Source organism: Streptomyces sp. 2P-4 (genome assembly GCF_030167965.1).
In the GTDB taxonomy this organism is placed as follows: Bacteria; Actinomycetota; Actinomycetes; order Streptomycetales; family Streptomycetaceae; genus Streptomyces; species Streptomyces globosus_A.
Genome location: NZ_CP095011.1, coordinates 4,900,489 through 4,917,846, shown reverse-complemented (window position 1 = coordinate 4,917,846; position 17,358 = coordinate 4,900,489). Strand labels below are relative to the sequence as shown.

Here is a 17,358-nt window from a genome sequence, read left to right as displayed (position 1 = left end):
ACTCCAAGCAAGTAGGCTCGGCGGCATGGAGAGCGTGGAGAGGCTGGAAAGCCTTCAGATCATCGAGAACTGGCCGGTGCCGACCGCCGCCGCCGCGGTGGTGCGCGCCGACGGCGCCCTGGCGGGCTCCCACGGGCCGGTCGACCGCCGCTTCGCGCTGGCGTCCGTGACCAAGCCGCTCGCCGCGTACGCCGCGCTCGTCGCGTACGAAGAGGGGGCGGTCGAGCTGGACGAGCCGGCCGGACCGGAGGGGTCGACGGTCCGTCACCTGCTCGCGCACAGCAGCGGCCTCGCCTTCGACGAGCACCGCGTGATGGCACCTCCGGGGACGCGCCGGCTGTACTCGAACGCCGGCTTCGAGGTCCTCGGCGACCACATCGCGAAGGCCACCGGCATCCCGTTCGCGGAGTACGTGCACCAGGCCGTCTTCGAGCCGCTCGGCATGGCGTCGACCACGCTGGAGGGCTCGCCCGCGAAGGACGGCGTCTCCACCGTGTCCGACCTGGTCCGCTTCGCCGCGGAGCTCCAGGCGCCGCGCCTGCTGGACGTGCGGACGGTCGCCGAGGCGACGACGGTGGTCCACCCGGGCCTCAAGGGCGTGCTCCCCGGGTACGGCCACCAGTCCCCCAACGACTTCGGGCTGGGCCTGGAGATCCGCGGGGGGAAGTCCCCGCACTGGACGGGCGCGGGCTCCTCGCCCCGTACGTTCGGCCACTTCGGGCAGGCGGGCACGTTCCTGTGGGTGGACCCGGAGGCCCGGGCGGCGTGCGTGGCCCTGGCGGACCGCGCGTTCGGCCCGTGGGCGGTGGAGGCGTGGCCCCCGTTCACGGACGCCGTCCTCGCCGAGCTGTCGGGCCGCCCCGCCCGCTGACCCCCCTGCCGTCGCTGCCGCTCAGCCGGCCGGCAGCTCCCAGATCAGCAGCTCGCCCGGGGATCCGGCGACGGCCTCCAGGCCCTCCTCGCCGGTGATCCGGGCCGCGTCGCCGGGCCCGAGCTCCGCCCCGTCCAGGCGCAGGTCGCCGCGTACGACGTGCAGGTAGACAAGGGGCGCCGCGGGGACGGGGACGTGCTCGCCGGCGGCCGGCCGCCGCACGTGCAGGCGGGCCCCGGCCGCGGGTACCTCGTACGGGGTGCCGTCGGGGAGGCCGCGGACCAGCCGGTACGAGGGCTCGCCGCCGGGCTCCAGCGGAGCGAGCCAGGTCTGCACGAAGCACAGCGGGGCGGTGCCGTCGTTGCGCTCGACGTGCCGGGCGCCCGATCCGGCGCCGAAGTGCTGGACGTCGCCGGGGCGGACCTCGGTGGCCTCGCCGGTGCTGCCCTTGTGGGTCAGCTCGCCCTCGACGACCCAGGTGACGATCTCCGTGTGGCTGTGGGGGTGCTCCTCGAAGCCGGCGCCCGGCGCGAGGTGCTCCTCGTTGCAGGCCAGAACCGGCCCGAAGCGGAGGTTGTCCGGGTCGTAGAACCGGCCGAAGGAGAAGGCGTGCCGGGTCGTGATCCCGCTGTCCGGGTCGCCGCCCGGGTACCGGTCGGTGCCGCGGCGTACATCAATCATGGACCCACCGTAGACCCTGGGCGTGAGGCCGCTCTCGGCGCAGGCGCCCCGATAAGGCACTCTTGTCCCCGTGCCCCATCCCGAACGTGAGCATTCCCCCGCGCATCCCGCTCCCGCCCATCCGCATCACGCGACGCTGCGGCGGCTGGAGAGGTCCTCCGGCCGGCTCGCCGCCAACGCGATCGCCCGCATGGACGAGACCCTGCCGTGGTACCGGGCGATGCCCCCGGAGAACCGGTCCTGGATCGGCCTGGTCGCCCAGGCCGGCATCGCCGCGTTCACGGAGTGGTTCCGGCACCCCGACACGCCGCAGGCGATCTCGACCGACGTGTTCGGGACGGCGCCGCGGGAGCTGACCCGGGCCATCACGCTGCGCCAGACGGTGGAGATGGTCCGTACGACGATCGAGGTGATGGAGGCCGCGATCGAGGAGGTCGCGGCGCCGGGCGACGAGTCGATCCTGCGGGAGGCGCTGCTCGTCTACGCGCGGGAGATCGCCTTCGCGACGGCCCAGGTGTACGCGCAGGCCGCCGAGGCGCGGGGCGCGTGGGACGCCCGCCTCGAGTCGCTCGTGGTCAACGCGGTGCTGTCGGGCGAGGCGGACGAGGGGGCGCTGTCGCGGGCCGCGGCGCTGGGCTGGAACTCGCCGGAGCACGTGTGCGTGGTGCTCGGCACGGCGCCCGACGGGGACAGCGAGCTGACGGTCGAGGCGATCCGGCGGGCGGCCCGCCACCACAAGCTGCAGGTGCTGACCGGGGTGCTCGGCGACCGGCTCGTCGTCATCGCGGGCGGCAGCGACAACCCGCTCCAGGTCGCGAAGTCGCTGATCGGGCCGTTCGCGGCGGGCCCGGTGGTGGCCGGCCCGGTGGTGCCGGACCTGCTGAACGCGACGAAGTCCGCGCAGGCCGCGGCGGCCGGATTGAAGGCGTGCACGGCGTGGCAGGACGCGCCGCGGCCGGTCCTGGCGGACGATCTGCTCCCGGAGCGCGCGATCGCCTCGGATCCGTCGGCGCGCGAACAGTTGGTGGAGGAGATCTACAGACCGCTGGAGGAGGCGGGGTCGGCGCTCCTGGAGACGCTGAGCGTGTACCTGGAGCAGGCGAGCAGTCTGGAGGGCGCGGCGCGGATGCTGTTCGTGCACCCCAACACGGTGCGCTACCGGCTCCGACGTGTGACCGACGTCACCGGCTGGTCACCGTCCGATGTCCGCTCGGCGTTCACCCTGCGGATCGCGCTGATCCTCGGGCGCTTGGCCGACGCCGATCAGCAGCCCTAGGCTTTTGTCGGACATCAACAATTACCCTGACGGTTCTTGGTCCCTGTCCCCACGGGCGGCGGGGACCACCCACAAGAGAGAGTGTGAGGGTGCTCGTACTCGTCGCTCCCGGCCAAGGCGCACAGACGCCCGGCTTCCTGACTCCCTGGCTCGAACTGCCCGGCGCCGCCGACCGCGTCGCCGCGTGGTCGGACGCCATCGGGCTCGACCTCGCCCACTACGGCACGAAGGCCGACGCGGACGAGATCCGCGACACCGCCGTGGCCCAGCCGCTGCTGGTGGCCGCCGGCCTGCTGTCCGCCGCCGAGCTGGGCGCCCGTTCGGCGTTCGGCGCCGTCGCGGGCCACAGCGTCGGTGAGATCACGGCCGCCGCGTACGCGGGCGTGCTGTCGGACACGGACGCCCTGGCGTTCGTACGGACCCGCGGCCTGGCGATGGCCGAGGCGGCCGCGGTCGCCCCGACGGGTATGGCCGCCGTGCTCGGCGGGGACCGCGACACCGTCGTCGCGCACCTGGAGAAGCTCGGCCTGACGCCCGCGAACATCAACGGCGCCGGCCAGATCGTGGCCGCCGGCACCGAGGCCCAGATCGAGGCGCTGGCCGCCGAGAAGCCCGAGGGCTCGACGCGGGTCGTCCCCCTGAAGGTCGCGGGCGCCTTCCACACGCACCACATGGCCCCCGCGGTCGCCACGCTGGAGGAGGCCGCCAAGGCCCTCACCCCGGCCGACCCGGAGCTTGCGTACGTCTCGAACAAGGACGGCCTCACCGTCGCCACGGGTGCCGACGTCGTCGCCCGCCTGGTCGGCCAGGTCGCGAACCCGGTCCGCTGGGACCTGTGCATGGACGCGTTCGCCGAGCTGGGCGTCACCGGGATCATCGAGCTGTGCCCCGGCGGCACCCTGACCGGTCTGGCCAAGCGTGCGCTCAAGGGTGTGCCCGCGGTGGCCCTGAAGACGCCGGACGATCTCGCCAAGGCCGCCGAGCTCGTCGCCGGGCACGGGGCCTGAGAGAAGGAGCCCACACAGCATGTCGAAGATCAAGCCTGCCAAGGGCTCCCCGTACGCCCGCATCCTCGGCGTCGGCGGCTACCGTCCGAGCCGGGTCGTCTCCAACGACGTCATCCTGGAGAAGATCGACTCCTCGGACGAGTGGATCCGCTCCCGCTCGGGCATCGCGACCCGGCACTGGGCCTCGCCCGAGGAGACGGTCGCCGCGATGTCGGTGGAGGCCGCCGGCAAGGCGCTCGCCGACGCCGGCGTGACGCCCGGGCAGATCGGCGCCGTCATCGTCTCGACGGTCTCGCACTTCCGGCAGACCCCGGCCATCGCGACGGAGATCGCGCACCGGGTCGGCGCGGACAGGCCGGCCGCGTTCGACATCTCCGCAGGCTGCGCCGGGTTCGGCTACGGCCTGACCCTGGCCAAGGGCCTCGTCATCGAGGGGTCGGCCGAGTACGTGCTGGTCATCGGTGTCGAGCGGCTCTCGGACCTGACCGACCTGGAGGACCGGGCGACGGCCTTCCTGTTCGGCGACGGCGCCGGTGCCGTGGTCGTCGGCCCCTCGGACGTGCCGGCCATAGGCCCCACGGTGTGGGGTTCCGAGGGCGACAAGTCCGAGACGATCAAGCAGACCGTGCCGTGGGACGAGTACCTCGGCAAGGACGCCGGCGAGAAGTTCCCCGCCATCACCCAGGAGGGCCAGGCGGTGTTCCGCTGGGCCGTCTTCGAGATGGCCAAGGTGGCCCAGCAGGCGCTCGACGCCGCCGGGATCACCGCGGATGACCTGGACGTCTTCATCCCGCACCAGGCGAACATGCGGATCATCGACTCGATGGTGAAGACCCTCAAGCTGCCGGAGCACGTCACGGTCGCCCGTGACGTGGAGACCACCGGCAACACGTCGGCCGCCTCGATCCCGCTCGCGATGGAGCGGCTCCTGGCGACCGGCGCGGCGAAGAGCGGTGACACCGCGCTCGTCATCGGCTTCGGGGCGGGTCTCGTGTACGCCGCCACGGTCGTTACCCTCCCCTAGGGCCCGGGACACCCTCCCGCCCCGTTTCACCCAGTAGCTAGAGAAGGAGCGCCACATGGCCGCCACGCAGGAAGAGATCGTCGAGGGTCTCGCGGAGATCGTGAACGAGATCGCCGGCATCCCGGTCGAGGACGTCGAGATCGACAAGTCCTTCACCGACGACCTGGACGTCGACTCGCTCTCCATGGTCGAGGTCGTCGTCGCCGCCGAAGAGCGCTTCGACGTCAAGATCCCGGACGAGGACGTCAAGAACCTGAAGACGGTCGGCGACGCCGCCGACTACATCCTGAAGCACCAGGGCTGAGCCCGGACGAGCGTTTGTCGCCACCCGGCGGTGGCGCCGTGACATTCAGCACCCTCTGAGACGTGGAGAAAGAATTCCTGTGAGCCCGACCAATCGCACCGTGGTCGTCACCGGTATCGGCGCAACCACTCCGCTGGGTGGCGACAGCGCTTCGACGTGGGAAGGCATGCTCGCCGGCCGTTCCGGCGTGAAGCCCCTGGAGGGCGAGCGGTTCGCCGACCTCCCGGTCCGCATCGCCGCCCCGGTCGCCGTGGACCCGAGCGAGGTCCTGCCGCGGCCGCTGGCCCGCAAGCTGGACCGCTCCGCCCAGTTCGCCGTCATCGCCGCCCGCGAGGCGTGGGCCGACGCCGGCTACACCGCCCCGGCGGGCGAGGACGGCACCGTCGCCCCGGACCGCCTGGGCGCCGTGATCGCCTCCGGCATCGGCGGTGTCACCACCCTGCTCGACCAGTACGACGTCCTGAAGGACAAGGGTGTGCGCCGGGTCTCCCCGCACACCGTTCCCATGCTCATGCCGAACGGCCCGTCGGCCAACGTCGGCCTGGAGGTCAACGCCCAGGCGGGCGTGCACACTCCGGTCAGCGCCTGCGCCTCCGGCGCCGAGGCCATCGGCTACGCCGTCGAGATGATCCGCAGCGGCCGCGCCGACGTGGTCGTCGCCGGCGGCACCGAGGCGGCGATCCACCCGCTGCCGATCGCCGCGTTCGCCAACATGATGGCGATGTCGAAGAACAACGAGAACCCGGAGCAGGCCTCCCGCCCGTACGACAAGGGCCGCGACGGCTTCGTGCTGGGCGAGGGCGCGGGTGTCGTCATCCTGGAGTCCGCCGAGCACGCCGCCTCGCGCGGCGCCCGCGTCTACTGCGAGGTGCTGGGCCAGGGCCTGTCCGCGGACAGCCACCACATCGCGCAGCCGGAGCCGACCGGGCGCGGTGTCGCCGCCGCCGTGCAGAACCTGCTCGACAACACGGGCCTGGACCCGGCCGAGCTGGTGCACGTCAACGCCCACGCCACGTCGACCCCGCAGGGCGACACAGCCGAGATCAAGGCCCTGCGCAAGGTCCTCGGCGACGACCTCGACCACATCGCGGTGTCCGCGACCAAGTCGATGACGGGCCACCTGCTGGGCGGCGCCGGCGGCATCGAGACGGTCGCGACCGTGCTGGCGCTGTACCACCGGATCGCCCCGCCGACGATCAACCTCGACGACCTGGACGAGGACATCGACGCGGACATCGTCCGCGGCGAGCCGCGCAAGCTGCCGGTCGACGGCCCGATCGCCGCGATCAACAACTCGTTCGGCTTCGGCGGCCACAACGTGACGCTGGCGTTCCGCAGCGTCTGATCCCGCAGCATCCGGGAAGGGGCCCCGCCCGGCGCGTGCCGGGCGGGGCCCTTCCCGTACGGGCGGCCTCAGACGACCTGGTGGAGCCAGCGCACGGGTGCGCCCTCGCCGGCGTGGCGGAAGGGCTCCAACTCGTCGTCCCAGGGCTTGCCGAGCAGTGCGGCGATCTCCGCCTCCAGGTCGCTCTCGCCGCGCACGGAGCGGGCCAGGGCGGCGCGCAGCCGGTCCTCGGGGACGAGGATGTCGCCGTGCAGGCCGGTGACGGCGTGGAAGATGCCGAGGTCGGGGGTGGAGCTGTAGCGCTCGCCCTCGGCGGTGGCGCAGGGCTCCGCCGTGACCTCGAAGCGGAGCAGGTGCCAGCCGCGCAGGGCGGAGGCGAGTCTGGAGGCCGTCCCCGGCTCGGCCACGAAGGAGAACTCGGCTCTCCACGTGCCCGGCGAGGCGGGCTGCCGGATCCAGTCGAGGTTGACCCGCACTCCGAGCACGCCCCCCACGGCCCATTCCACGTGCGGGCAGAGCGCGCGCGGCGCGGAATGCACGTACAGAACTCCACGTGTCGTCACCGGGACCTCCAGGCTGGGACGAGGTCGGGAATAAACTCCTGAAAACGGACAGAATGTGACGCGATGTAATTTAGCGGACATCAACCGACATTGCGCTGCGGGACCTGCGGCCGAAACGCCACGGGGGAAAAGCTACCGTGCGGCGGGGGCCGTGGTGTGACGTACGGTCGGTCCGTAACCGCCCCGTACACAGCTTTCACTCAGCAGGACGCCCCCGCGACGGCGGGCGGCGAGGAGGAGGGACCCGTCCGATGCGCACCACCGCCCACCGCAGCCGGGCGCGCCGCGCCCTCGCCCGTACGGCCGCTGCAGCGGCGCTCGCGGCGGTGCTGACCGGGTGTCAGGCGGAGGGCGGCGGCAGGGCGGGCGAGCGCGGGGCGCAGGCGGAGGCCCGCCCGCGCTGGAACACCGCCCCCGCGTCGGTCGCGGCCGTCGGCGACTCCATCACCCGCGGTTTCGACGCGTGTTCGGTCCTCGCGGACTGCCCCGAGGCCTCCTGGGCCACCGGCAGCGACCCGGCCGTCCGCTCGCTGGCCGCCCGGCTGCTCGGCGAAGGGGCGCTGGCGACGCGCAGTTGGAACCACGCCGCCACCGGCTCCCGGATGTCGGACCTGGCCGGGCAGCTCTCCGCGGCCGCCGGGCACAAGCCCGACCTGGTCACGGTCATGGTCGGCGCGAACGACGCCTGCCGGGCGACGGCCGCGTCGATGACGCCGACGGCCGACTTCCGCGACGGCTTCGAGAAGGCCCTCGCCGCGCTGCGGGCCGGTTCGCCCGCCTCGCAGGTGTACGTCTCCAGCATCCCGGACCTCCAGCGGCTGTGGCAGCAGGGCAAGGACCTCCCGGTGGTCCGGCAGGTGTGGCGGCTGGGGATCTGCCAGTCGATGCTGGCGGACCCGCTGTCCTCGGCGGCGGAGGCGACCGCCCGGCGGGAGCAGGTCCGGGCGCGGGTGGTCGAGTACAACGAGGTGCTCCGCGAGGTGTGCGGAAAGGATCCGCTGTGCCGCTACGACGGCGGGGCGGTCTTCCGGTACCCCTTCGCGGCAGAGCAGCTGAGCCGCTGGGACTGGTTCCACCCGGGCAAGGCGGGCCAGGCGCGGCTCGCCGAGCTGGCCCACGGACAGGTGACGTCGGCCGAGCCGCCGAGCTGACGGCGGGCGGTGGAACGGCGGGCGGCGTCTTCCGGCCACCCGCCGGGCACGGGCGTACGCCCGGAGGCTCAGCCCCGGCCCAGCAGCGGGTCGTGGACGGTGCACGGCGGGCGCCGCGCCGCCGGCGGCACCCGGTAGACGCTCCGGTCGCGCAGCCGCCCGGTCCACGGCTCCTGCTCCGAGGGGCGTCTGACGAGGAGGTGGCGGCTGCTCCCCGCCGTCAGATGCGTGCGGTACTCGTCGAGCAGCGGTTCGGAGGGGCCGAGGAAGTCCCGTATCTGCTCCTCGACCAGGCAGAACGGGCATTCCGGTCCGGGCAGGAGCTGGAACCGGCGTCCCTCGGGCCGGGAGTCGTCCGCGAGGGCGGTCAGCGCCACCGACCCGGTGACCAGGACGCACACCCCCATCACCTGCGGGCCTGAGGCCTCCGCGACCTGGCGCACCAGCGCCCGGAACTCGGTCGGGCCGACGGCCCGGATCCGGGCCACGCCGTCGCGCGCCGCCCCGACCAGGTGGTACACCGCGGCCGCGAGGGACACCACCGCGACCACGGGGACACCCCACGGCGGCCCTGCCGCGGCGACCACCCACAGCAGGCCCGCGTTCAGGACGGCCAGGACGAGCACGGCCGCCCGCAGCCCGACACCGCTCCTGCGGACCACGCGGTAGGACACCGCCAGGAAGGCCCCGGTCAGCACCGGGTGGATCCAGTCGGGCATCGGCCGGCCTCCGTCAACTCCGAAGCGCACACGGACCGTTACAGCATCGCGGCGCCGCGCCCGCGCGTCGACCCCCGGTGCGGTGTGCGCCGGGCCCCGGCCTCGGGGTGCCGGGCGCGCTCCGGCATGCTGTCGCCCATGAAGATCGCCGCAGCGCAGCTGACCTGCGCCCCCGCCGACGTCGCCGCGAACACGGCCCGCGCGGCGGCCCTCGCGGAGCGCGCCCGGGAGGCGGGCGCCGAGCTCGTCGTGTTCCCCGAGCTCGCCCTCACCGGCTACGAGACGGAGGCCCTGGCGGCCGACCCCGCCCTGTGGCTGGCCGGTCCGGACGACGCCCGCCTGGACGCCCTCCGCTCCACCGGCACGGCCGTCGCGGTCAACGCCGCCGTGCGCACGGACGGCCCGCTGCCCGCCATCGCGACCCTGGTGTACGGCGCGGACGGCGCGCACGCGGCCGTATACGCGAAGCAGCACCTGTACGGGGACGAGCGGGCCGTCTTCGCGGCCGGCCGGCGGGACGGGCACGTGGAGCTCGGCGGCATCCGCTTCTCCCTCGGCATCTGCTTCGACAACCACGTCCCGCAGCTCGCCGCGCGCGCGGCGGCCGCCGGCTGCCGCGTGCACCTGGCCTCGTCCCTGTACGGCACCGGGGACGGCGCCGCCGAGCGGGCGGCGGTCCATGCGCGCATCGCCGCGGAGCACGGCCTGTACGTCGTCCTCGCCAACCACGTCGGCCCGGCCGGCCCGTGGACCGGCTGCGGGCGCGCCGCCGTGTGGGCGCCCGGCGGCGCACTGCTGGCCGAGGCAGACGACCGCACGCCCTCGTTCGCCCTGGCCGACGTGCCCGCCTGACGGCGGGCCGGGGGCTCAGCCCGCGACCGGGACCCGCTCGCGCTGCCCGGGCCGCGGCCCGCTGTCCTGCTCGGGGAGGCGGCCGCGGGCGGCCGGCTCGGGGTCCCGTACGAGGGCGAGCAGCACGATCGCGAACGCCGCGGCCGTGTGCACGCCGACCCACAGCGGCCAGCCGCCGGGCGGCGCCCAGTGCGCGGCGTACGGGATCCACGGCCCGGCGGTGCCGACAGCGAAGCGCCGCAGCGTCCAGAAGAACGCGGCCGCGTCGGCGACGGCCAGGGCCGCGACGGCGAAGCCGGTCAGGCGGCGCCAGGGGAGCCCGCCCTCGGGGGCCCGGCGGGCGGCGATGACCACGGCCATCAGCGGCAGGCCCACCGCAAAGGGCAGCAGGTAGCGGCCCTGCCAGATCATGCCGAGCTTCTCGGCCTGCGAGGCCTGGCCGAGAACCGGCACGACGACGACCGCCGCCAGCATGCCGAGCAGGGCGAGGACCTCCCGCGGGCGCCCGTACAGCAGGCCGAGGGCGGTCAGCACCGCGAGGACGCCGAGCCAGGCCAGCCAGGTGAAGGCGGGGGCGGGGGTGTCCAGCCAGCCGAAGTAGCCGAGCATCTGGTGGACGTAGTCCATGGTGTTGCCGAGGGTCTGCCGGACCGCTTCCTTCCAGGTCAGCGAATCGGGCACCTCGATCACCGAGTGGTCGGGGTGGGCGGCCGCCCACAGCATCGCGCCCACCGTGGACGCGCCGAGCAGCGCCGACCACAGCCACGTCGCCTTGCGGCGCAGCAGCGAGCGCAGCACGCCGCGCTCCTGGAGGAAGAGCGCGAAGAACACCGCTCCGGCGAACCAGATCAGCCCGAGCGGGCGGATGTTGACGAGGACGGCGCCGCCGATGCCGATCCGGGCCAGTCGCCGGTTCAGCAGGTGCGGATCGGGGGAGGCCATGACAGCCAGGAGGGCCGTCCACACCAGCAGGCCGGCGGCGATCTCACCGCCGCTGGGGTTGACCATGCCCGTCATGTACAGCGACATCGGGGTGGCCGCGGCGAACACGCCGAGCAGGACCGCGTTGCGGCGCCGGCGCCACTCGGCGGCCGTCACGACGGCGCTCGCGAGCAGGGCGGAGCACAGCGCCGCCGACAGCAGCCGCATCAGGTACAGCGCCGCCTGGCCGTCGGCGAGCAGGCTCGGCCAGCCCGTCGCCAGGTAGTAGGCGGGGTGGTAGCGGCCGGCCGCGGTCGTGGCCTGGGCGGTCTGCCCCGTGCCCTTGAGCGGCGGGGCGCAGGACGCCGGCTTCTCCTGGTCCCAGGAGTAGCACTCGTGCTGCGTGGGCAGCTGCCGGTACCAGTCGGGGAGGCGGACGGCGGTCTCGGAGAACTTGCCCTCGATGCCGCCGACGACGTGCGGGACCATCACCTCGGGGCCGTTGATCTGGCCCCGGGCGACGGCCGCCGCCCGGATGATGTGCGCGTGCTCGTCGGGCGAGCCGCCGAGCGGGGTGGCCGCCGACCAGGAGGCCGCGAGCGTGAAGAACAGCGCGAAGGAGACGGCCCAGAGCCGCTTGGGGCTCCGGGCCGCACGGTCGGCCAGCCGCGTCAGTGCGGAGATCATCGCTTCCCTCGGGTCATCGGACGTAGCTCAGCCAGGTCTGGTCGCCGTCCTCGGAGCACTCGCCCTTCGGGGCGAACCGGGGGCAGTTCCCGTCCTGCTGGCGGATCGTGTGCGACACGTACGGCAGGATCCGGTAGGTCCCGTCCTGGGCGGGCATGTAGCGGTCGGCCATCGACGAGGAGACCGTGCCGAGCAGCAGCAGGAGCGCGCACAGGGTGCCGATGACGGCGCCCTCGCGGCCGGGGAGCCCGGCGGCGGCGCGCCGCGGGGCGGAGGCGGCGACCGGGTCGGTGTCGGCGGGGCCGGCGGCGTCGGAGGGGCGTCGTTCGGCGAGCCGCAGCGACACCAGGTGGGCCACCAGGGCGCACAGGATGAGGCCGCAGTAGAGCAGCTGGTTGTTGGTGCGCGTGTACAGCTGGACGGTCTGCGTCTCGTACATGTGCGAGGCGATGTACATGCGCATCACCCATGCGCTGAGGAACATGGCGGCGATGGTCACGACCATCGGCTTGCGCAGGCCGAGCCAGATCGCCGCGCCCAGGCACACGAAGGTCACCAGCGCGAACAGCCCGACGCCGCCGTACTCGCCCGGCGGCGGCCAGTCGCCGGTCCTGCCGGGCATGTCGGTGCGCCACATCAGGTAGTAGGCCGGGTCGGTGAAGTTGTCGAACCGGAAGTTGTAGTCCTTGGTGGTCTGCCCCTCGGTCAGCATGACCGCCAGGTAGCGCCCGGCCACCGCCAGGAAGGCGCCCAGCGCGGCGCCCATGAACGCGGCCCCCTTGAGCCTGCCGGTCTTCCACGGGAAGTACAGCAGCGCGGCGAAGAACACCCCGCCCGCGCTCCACAGGAACCAGCCCGAGTACGTGAGGAAGAGGACGCCCAGCAGCGCGCCGAAGCCGGCGCCCTTCAGCAGCAGCGGCCGCCAGCCGTCGGTGCCGCTGCGGCGCAGCGAGACGACCATCGCGACGAGGACCGGCACGAGCAGCACGAGCACGGTCTGGCTGTACGGCTTGTACGCGTCGATCAGCGCGAAGGCGGGCACGACGCCGAAGGCCAGTGCCCTGACCGGGCTCAGCAGGAGGCGCCACGCCAGGTAGACGAGGGGGCCGAACGCGGCCGCGCCGAGGATCTGGAGGTCCTTGAAGGCGTAGGCGGTGTTCCCGCCGTGGAACCACTCGGCGTAGTAGCCGAGCGTGTACAGCGGCAGCGGCGGGTAGACCGGCGAGCCGGACGGGCGGCCGTTCGCGACGGCGTGGGCCCATTCGACGATGCGGCCGCTGTCGCCGTTGAGGCCGAACATCGGCCACGGCGTCCCGAGGAGGGAGACGACGGCGCCGGCCGCGACGAAGCCGCCGGCGAGGCCGGCGATCCCGGCGGAGGCCAGCCGGGCGGCCAGGTCGAAGTGGCGGCCGCGGCGCAGCCGCATCGCCAGGACGACGGCGGCGACGAGGACCAGGCCGAGCAGCGCGAACCGCAGCTGAAGCGCGGCCAGGCCGCTGACCTGGGCGATCCTGTTCAGCGGGTCGAGCTTGAAGCCGCGGGCGAGCAGGGGGAGCACGAGAGCCGCGGCGAACGCGACGGCCGCTTCCAGCAGCAGGAGTACGCTGCGGGAGCGGAGGGCGCGCCGCGGCGCCGGAACGGGCTCAGCAGCGGGTGCGGCCGACGGCACGGGCGGGTGGTCCGGGCGCACGGACGCCGCCCCCTCGGTACTGACTGTCACTGACGGTGTCCCTACTGCTCGGTCGGTGCGCGGCCGTGAGCGGCCCGGCGGCCGGCCGTCGTTGCCGGGTGCGCCACTGCCCGGTTCCGGGCCCGGTGTCCGGTTGCTCCGGATTCGGGCGGCGGACCGGGGACGGCAGGGGACAGCCTCGGCTTGTGCTGCCGTGCATCTTATCGGTCCGCCTCGGAGGGCTGCGGGGGCCTCGGAGGCGGCCGTACGGCGGCGCCGGGCGGGAGCCGGCAGCGGCGCGGTGCGGGCAGCGGCCGGTCGGCGACACCACGGCAGGGCGGCAAGCGGTCGGCCGGACGGCCGGTGGCGGGCGGCCGGGTCAGGCCGCGGCCGCGAGGAGGATCAGCAGCACCCAGCCGCCCATGGCGAGCCAGCCGAGGACGAGCCCGACGGTCGCCATCCCGGCGCCCTCCTCGCCCCGCGCCCGGACCTGCGCCTTCGCGATGTGGCCGGTGATCACGGCCCCGGGCGCGGAGACCCCGAAGGTCGGCAGGCTCATCACCCCCATGACGAGTGACGCGATGGCCAGCCCGTTGACCCGGCGCTGCGGCAGCGGCATCACCAGGGGTGCGGGGTGCGGGGCGAAGGCGGGCGGCACCGCGGCCGGCAGGGCGCCGAAGGGCCCCTGCATGGGCCCGGCGGGGAGGTCCGCGACCAGGCGGGCCAGCTCCCCGTACGTCTGGGCGCGGGCGGCGGCGTCGAAGCGCTGCCCGTACTCCTCGTGGGACAGGCGGCCCTCGGCGAAGGCGGCCTTCAGCACGTCCACGGTGCGGTCGCGGTCGGTGTGGGAGGCCCGCATCGCCGATGCGGGAAAGGGCCCGGCCGCCGGGACGGGGGCCGGCGCCGGCTGCCAGGGCGCGGGCGGGCCGTACTTCTGCGGGTGCGCCGGGTACTGCTGCCCCCACGGCTGCTGCTGGGCCATCCGGCCACCTCCGAGACCACCTGCTGTGCGCGCCGTGCGGCGCGCGTCGCTCCAGAATGGAGGACGATCGGGCCGCGGCAAAGGTTGCCGCCCCTCCCGCGGCGCCCGCCCGTGTGATGAGGTGTCGCGCATGACCGACTTCGAGACGATCACGGTTCCGGCCCGGCTGTGCGGATACCCGGGGGTGGCCTTCGGCGGATACGTCGCCGGGGTGCTGGCCTCGCGGGCCGCCGCGAAGACCGTACGGGTGGACTTCCGCCGGCCCGTGCCCACCGACTCCCCCGTGCGGCTCGCCCCGACCGCGGCGGGCGGCGCCGAGCTGGCCGCCGGCGACGCGCTGCTGGCCGCGGCGACCCCCGCCGAGCCGGCCGTCGAGGCGCCGGCCGCCCCGTCGTGGGAGCAGGCGACGGCGGCGGCCGACGCCTACCGGGCGGCCCCGCCGGACGGCATGGTCGACTGCTTCGGCTGCGGCCTGCACCGCACCCCGGACACCGGGCTCCGCCTGCACTGCGGCCGGATCCCCGGCACGGGCCTCGTGGCCGCGGCCTGGACCCCGGGGCCGGGGGTCGCGGACGCCGAGGGGATGCTGCCGCCGGAGCTGGTGTGGGGCGCGCTGGACTGCCCCGGCAACGCCGCGGGCCGCCTCCTGGACGACCGCCGTGCCGGCGCGGTCACGGCCTCCCTGACCGCACGGCTGCTGCGCCCGGTCCGGATCGGCTCGCAACTGGTCTCGTACGCCTGGCTGCTGGGCAGCGAGGGCCGCAAGTACCGTGTGGGCACGGCCCTGGCCACCGCTGACGGCGACCTCTGCGCCGTGGCCGAGGCCCTCTGGGTGGAACCGCGCACCTAGCGGCGTCGCCCGGTGGGCCCTCCCGGTCGCAGCACCGGCTGTACTGTGACCGCCCCGTTGCCCGTCCTGCGGTCGGGGCGCCGGGGCGGTCAGGCCGTGGCGGCGCCGGCGGCCGGGAGGAGGTTCAGGGCGCCCCATTCGCCCAGGGGCTCCAGGGCCGCGTTCAGCCGACGGCCCCGCGGGGTCAGGGAGTACTCCACCCGCGGCGGGACCTCGTCGTAGGCCTGCCGGTGGACGAGGCCGTCGGCCTCCAGCTCGCGCAGCTGCGCCGCGAGGACCTTCTCCGACACCCCCGGGACCAGCCGCCGCAGCTCGCCGAAGCGGCGCGGCTGCTGCTCCAGCTCCCACAGCAGCGACACCTTCCACTTCCCGTCGATCACGGACATCGCCGCGGCGACGCCGCAGTGGTCCGCGCCCGGCCTGCGCCCCCCGGCCATCCCACTCCCCTCCCACCTGTTCGCTCACCTCAGGGTAACCACCCACCTCGAAGTGCGTACTTGAGCGCCCGTCAGTTCGCGCCGAGGCTGGTCGCCATGACCGCAACGACTTCTGCACAGCGCCCCCTCACCCTTCTCGGCCTCGGCGACATGGGCACCGCCCTGGCCCGCACCTGGCTGGCCGCCGGCCATCCCCTGACCGTCTGGAACCGCACCGCCGCCAAGGCGGAGGCCCTCGCCGGCGAGGGCGCGGCCGTGGCCGCGACCGCCGCGGAGGCCGTCGCCGCGAACGGCCTCGTCGTGGTGTGCCTCCTCGACGACGCCAGCGTCGGCGCGGCCCTCGACGGCGCCGACCTGTCCGGCAAGGACGTCGTCAACCTCACCACCGGCCGGCCCTCCGAGGGCCGGGCCCGCGCCGCGTGGGCCGCCGAGCGCGGAGCCCGCTTCGTCGACGCCGGCATCATGGCAACGCCGGTGATGATCGGGAACCCGGGTGCGTACGTCCTCTACAGCGGCTCGCGTGCCCTCGTCGACGCGCACCGGCCGACGCTGGAGGTGCCGGCCGCCGTCCGCTACGTCGGCGAGGACCCCGGCCACGCCGCCCTGTACGACGTGGCCCTGCTCAGCGCCATGTACGGCATGTTCGGCGGCATCTCGCACGCCTTCGCGCTGATCGAGGGCGAGGACGTCGCCCCGAAGGAGCTGGCCCCGCTGCTGTCGGAGTGGCTGGGCGCGATGGGCTTCTTCGTCGGCAACGCCGCCGAGCGCCTGACCTCGCGGGACTTCACGAGCGGGGTGGTCTCGAACCTCGCGATGCAGGTCGCCGCGACCGGGACGCTGCTGCGGACCGCCGAGGAGCAGGGGGTCAGCACGGAGCTGATCCTGCCGTACGTGGAGCTGATGCGCCGCCGCCTCGCCGCCGGCGGGGGCGCGCACGCCGGCGAGGACACGGCGGGCGCGATCACCCTGCTGAAGCGGTAGGGACTACCGGCGGTACGGGTTGTGCGGCGCGGGCGGGTCCTGCCGGTACGGGTTGGCCTGCGGCGCGGGGGCCTGCTCGTACGGGTTCGCCTGCGGCGCGGCCGGGTGCTGCGGGTACGGCTGCGCGTAGGGGTTCGGGGCCTGCGGCGCCGGCTGCCCGGCGGGAGCCCCGCCCGCAGCACCTCCGGCATCTGCGGCGGACCCCGCCCCCTCGGCGCCCTCGGCACCCTCGGCGCGGTCGGTGTCCTCGCCCCGCAGCTCGCGTGCCATCAGCGTGGCCCCGGCCACCGCGCCCGGCATCAGGAACACCGCCACCACCGGCACCAGGAACAGCAGCACCAGCGGGACGCCGAAGCCGAGGGCCATCGCGCGTCGGCCGCGGAGCAGCGCGAGCCGCTCCTTGAACTCGACGCGGCGCCGCTGGAGGGCGACCGCGGTGAGCTCCTCGGCGAGGAAGAAGCCGGACACGCAGAAGCCGATGACCGGGATCACGGTCTGCCCGATCACAGGGATGAAGCCGAGGGCGAAGAGCAGGATCCCGAAGAGCGCGACGCGCAGGAGGACCTTCACGCTGTCCCGGGCGGAGATCCACAGCTCGCGCGCCAGCGGCAGCCCGGACTCGGGGGCGTCGCCGCCGATGCTGCGGTCGACCTCCTCGGAGAGGGACTCGTAGAAGGGCTGGCCGACGAGGAGCGTCACGGCGGTGAAGGTGATCACCGCGAGGAACAGGCCGAGCGCGAAGACGAGGCCGGTGAGGAAGCCCCGGAAGAGGCCGAGCCACGGCGAGCCCCAGTCGTCGGCGAACGGCGTCGCCCAGGCCGTCAGGTCGTCGGCGCCGTAGCCGAGGCCGACGAGCGCGCCGGCGTACAGCACCAGTGTGACGAGGCCGGGCAGCAGGCCGAAGCCCAGCCAGCGGCCGTGACGGAACACCCACTTCTGTCCGGCCAGCAGATGGCCGAATCCCCCCGCAAGATCGCGCATGGGGTCCAGCTTACGGCGAGGGCCGCCCCCCGGTGCCGGGGGACGGCCCTCTGCGAG

Annotated in this window: 18 protein-coding genes; 10 read left to right on the top strand and 8 right to left on the bottom strand. The window is 74.4% G+C overall.

The features are described from left to right. Positions 1–43: 43 nt before the first annotated feature. On the top strand, positions 44–871 hold the full coding sequence (locus MUK52_RS21720; RefSeq protein ID WP_284581749.1) for a serine hydrolase domain-containing protein: 828 nt from the start codon (positions 44–46) through the stop codon (positions 869–871). Between the two features lie 21 nt (positions 872–892). Here the strand turns inward: MUK52_RS21720 and MUK52_RS21715 are convergent, their stop codons facing one another. Continuing rightward, entirely contained in the window at positions 893–1,552 is a 660-nt protein-coding gene (locus MUK52_RS21715) for a pirin family protein (protein WP_284579284.1), read from the bottom strand. A 70-nt stretch (positions 1,553–1,622) separates the two neighbouring features. On the opposite strand from MUK52_RS21715, the gene MUK52_RS21710 reads away from it, so the two are divergent. From MUK52_RS21710 to fabF, 5 genes are all read left to right on the top strand, one after another. Further along, positions 1,623–2,828 (top strand): PucR family transcriptional regulator, encoded by a 1,206-nt coding sequence (locus MUK52_RS21710; protein ID WP_114057437.1) that lies wholly within the window; start codon positions 1,623–1,625, stop codon positions 2,826–2,828. 89 nt (positions 2,829–2,917) lie between these two features. Next, positions 2,918–3,835, top strand: coding sequence for an ACP S-malonyltransferase (locus MUK52_RS21705; RefSeq protein WP_114057438.1), 918 nt, complete (start codon positions 2,918–2,920; stop codon positions 3,833–3,835). 19 nt (positions 3,836–3,854) lie between these two features. After that, positions 3,855–4,859, top strand: a complete 1,005-nt coding sequence (locus tag MUK52_RS21700; protein ID WP_114057439.1) for a ketoacyl-ACP synthase III — start codon at positions 3,855–3,857, stop codon at positions 4,857–4,859. 55 nt (positions 4,860–4,914) lie between these two features. Next, positions 4,915–5,163: an acyl carrier protein gene (locus MUK52_RS21695; RefSeq protein WP_114057440.1), complete on the top strand. Its 249-nt coding sequence runs from the start codon at positions 4,915–4,917 to the stop codon at positions 5,161–5,163. Between the two features lie 79 nt (positions 5,164–5,242). After that, positions 5,243–6,508 (top strand): beta-ketoacyl-ACP synthase II, encoded by a 1,266-nt coding sequence (fabF, locus tag MUK52_RS21690; RefSeq protein WP_114057441.1) that lies wholly within the window; start codon positions 5,243–5,245, stop codon positions 6,506–6,508. A gap of 68 nt (positions 6,509–6,576) precedes the next feature. Here fabF and MUK52_RS21685 read toward each other — a convergent pair whose 3' ends face one another. Continuing rightward, positions 6,577–7,071: a DUF3145 domain-containing protein gene (locus MUK52_RS21685; RefSeq protein WP_284579275.1), complete on the bottom strand. Its 495-nt coding sequence runs from the start codon at positions 7,069–7,071 to the stop codon at positions 6,577–6,579. A gap of 251 nt (positions 7,072–7,322) precedes the next feature. On the opposite strand from MUK52_RS21685, the gene MUK52_RS21680 reads away from it, so the two are divergent. After that, on the top strand, positions 7,323–8,222 hold the full coding sequence (locus MUK52_RS21680; protein WP_284579273.1) for an SGNH/GDSL hydrolase family protein: 900 nt from the start codon (positions 7,323–7,325) through the stop codon (positions 8,220–8,222). Between the two features lie 68 nt (positions 8,223–8,290). On the opposite strand, the gene MUK52_RS21675 is transcribed toward MUK52_RS21680, so the two are convergent. Next, a complete protein-coding gene (locus tag MUK52_RS21675) occupies positions 8,291–8,941 on the bottom strand; it encodes a hypothetical protein (RefSeq protein ID WP_284579270.1) in 651 nt (216 codons plus the stop codon). Between the two features lie 138 nt (positions 8,942–9,079). Here MUK52_RS21675 and MUK52_RS21670 point away from each other — a divergent pair, with 138 nt between their 5' ends. Beyond that, a complete protein-coding gene (locus tag MUK52_RS21670) occupies positions 9,080–9,793 on the top strand; it encodes a carbon-nitrogen hydrolase family protein (protein ID WP_114057445.1) in 714 nt (237 codons plus the stop codon). A 15-nt stretch (positions 9,794–9,808) separates the two neighbouring features. Here the strand turns inward: MUK52_RS21670 and MUK52_RS21665 are convergent, their stop codons facing one another. The 3 genes from MUK52_RS21665 to MUK52_RS21655 form a co-directional block, all read right to left on the bottom strand. Further along, positions 9,809–11,401, bottom strand: a complete 1,593-nt coding sequence (locus tag MUK52_RS21665; protein WP_114057446.1) for a DUF2142 domain-containing protein — start codon at positions 11,399–11,401, stop codon at positions 9,809–9,811. A gap of 13 nt (positions 11,402–11,414) precedes the next feature. Further along, entirely contained in the window at positions 11,415–13,121 is a 1,707-nt protein-coding gene (locus MUK52_RS21660) for a hypothetical protein (protein ID WP_162793291.1), read from the bottom strand. Positions 13,122–13,449: 328 nt separating this feature from the next. Beyond that, positions 13,450–14,052: a DUF1707 and DUF4190 domain-containing protein gene (locus MUK52_RS21655; protein WP_350205816.1), complete on the bottom strand. Its 603-nt coding sequence runs from the start codon at positions 14,050–14,052 to the stop codon at positions 13,450–13,452. Positions 14,053–14,182: 130 nt separating this feature from the next. On the opposite strand from MUK52_RS21655, the gene MUK52_RS21650 reads away from it, so the two are divergent. Further along, positions 14,183–14,902 (top strand): PaaI family thioesterase, encoded by a 720-nt coding sequence (locus MUK52_RS21650; protein ID WP_114057447.1) that lies wholly within the window; start codon positions 14,183–14,185, stop codon positions 14,900–14,902. 89 nt (positions 14,903–14,991) lie between these two features. On the opposite strand, the gene MUK52_RS21645 is transcribed toward MUK52_RS21650, so the two are convergent. Further along, positions 14,992–15,339, bottom strand: a complete 348-nt coding sequence (locus MUK52_RS21645; protein ID WP_114057448.1) for a winged helix-turn-helix transcriptional regulator — start codon at positions 15,337–15,339, stop codon at positions 14,992–14,994. Positions 15,340–15,435: 96 nt separating this feature from the next. Here MUK52_RS21645 and MUK52_RS21640 point away from each other — a divergent pair, with 96 nt between their 5' ends. Further along, positions 15,436–16,320 carry an NAD(P)-dependent oxidoreductase gene (locus MUK52_RS21640; RefSeq protein WP_114057449.1) on the top strand — a complete coding sequence of 295 codons (885 nt, stop codon included), beginning with the start codon at positions 15,436–15,438 and terminating at the stop codon, positions 16,318–16,320. Between the two features lie 3 nt (positions 16,321–16,323). On the opposite strand, the gene MUK52_RS21635 is transcribed toward MUK52_RS21640, so the two are convergent. After that, positions 16,324–17,301 carry an EI24 domain-containing protein gene (locus MUK52_RS21635; protein ID WP_284579260.1) on the bottom strand — a complete coding sequence of 326 codons (978 nt, stop codon included), beginning with the start codon at positions 17,299–17,301 and terminating at the stop codon, positions 16,324–16,326. Positions 17,302–17,358 lie beyond the last annotated feature (57 nt).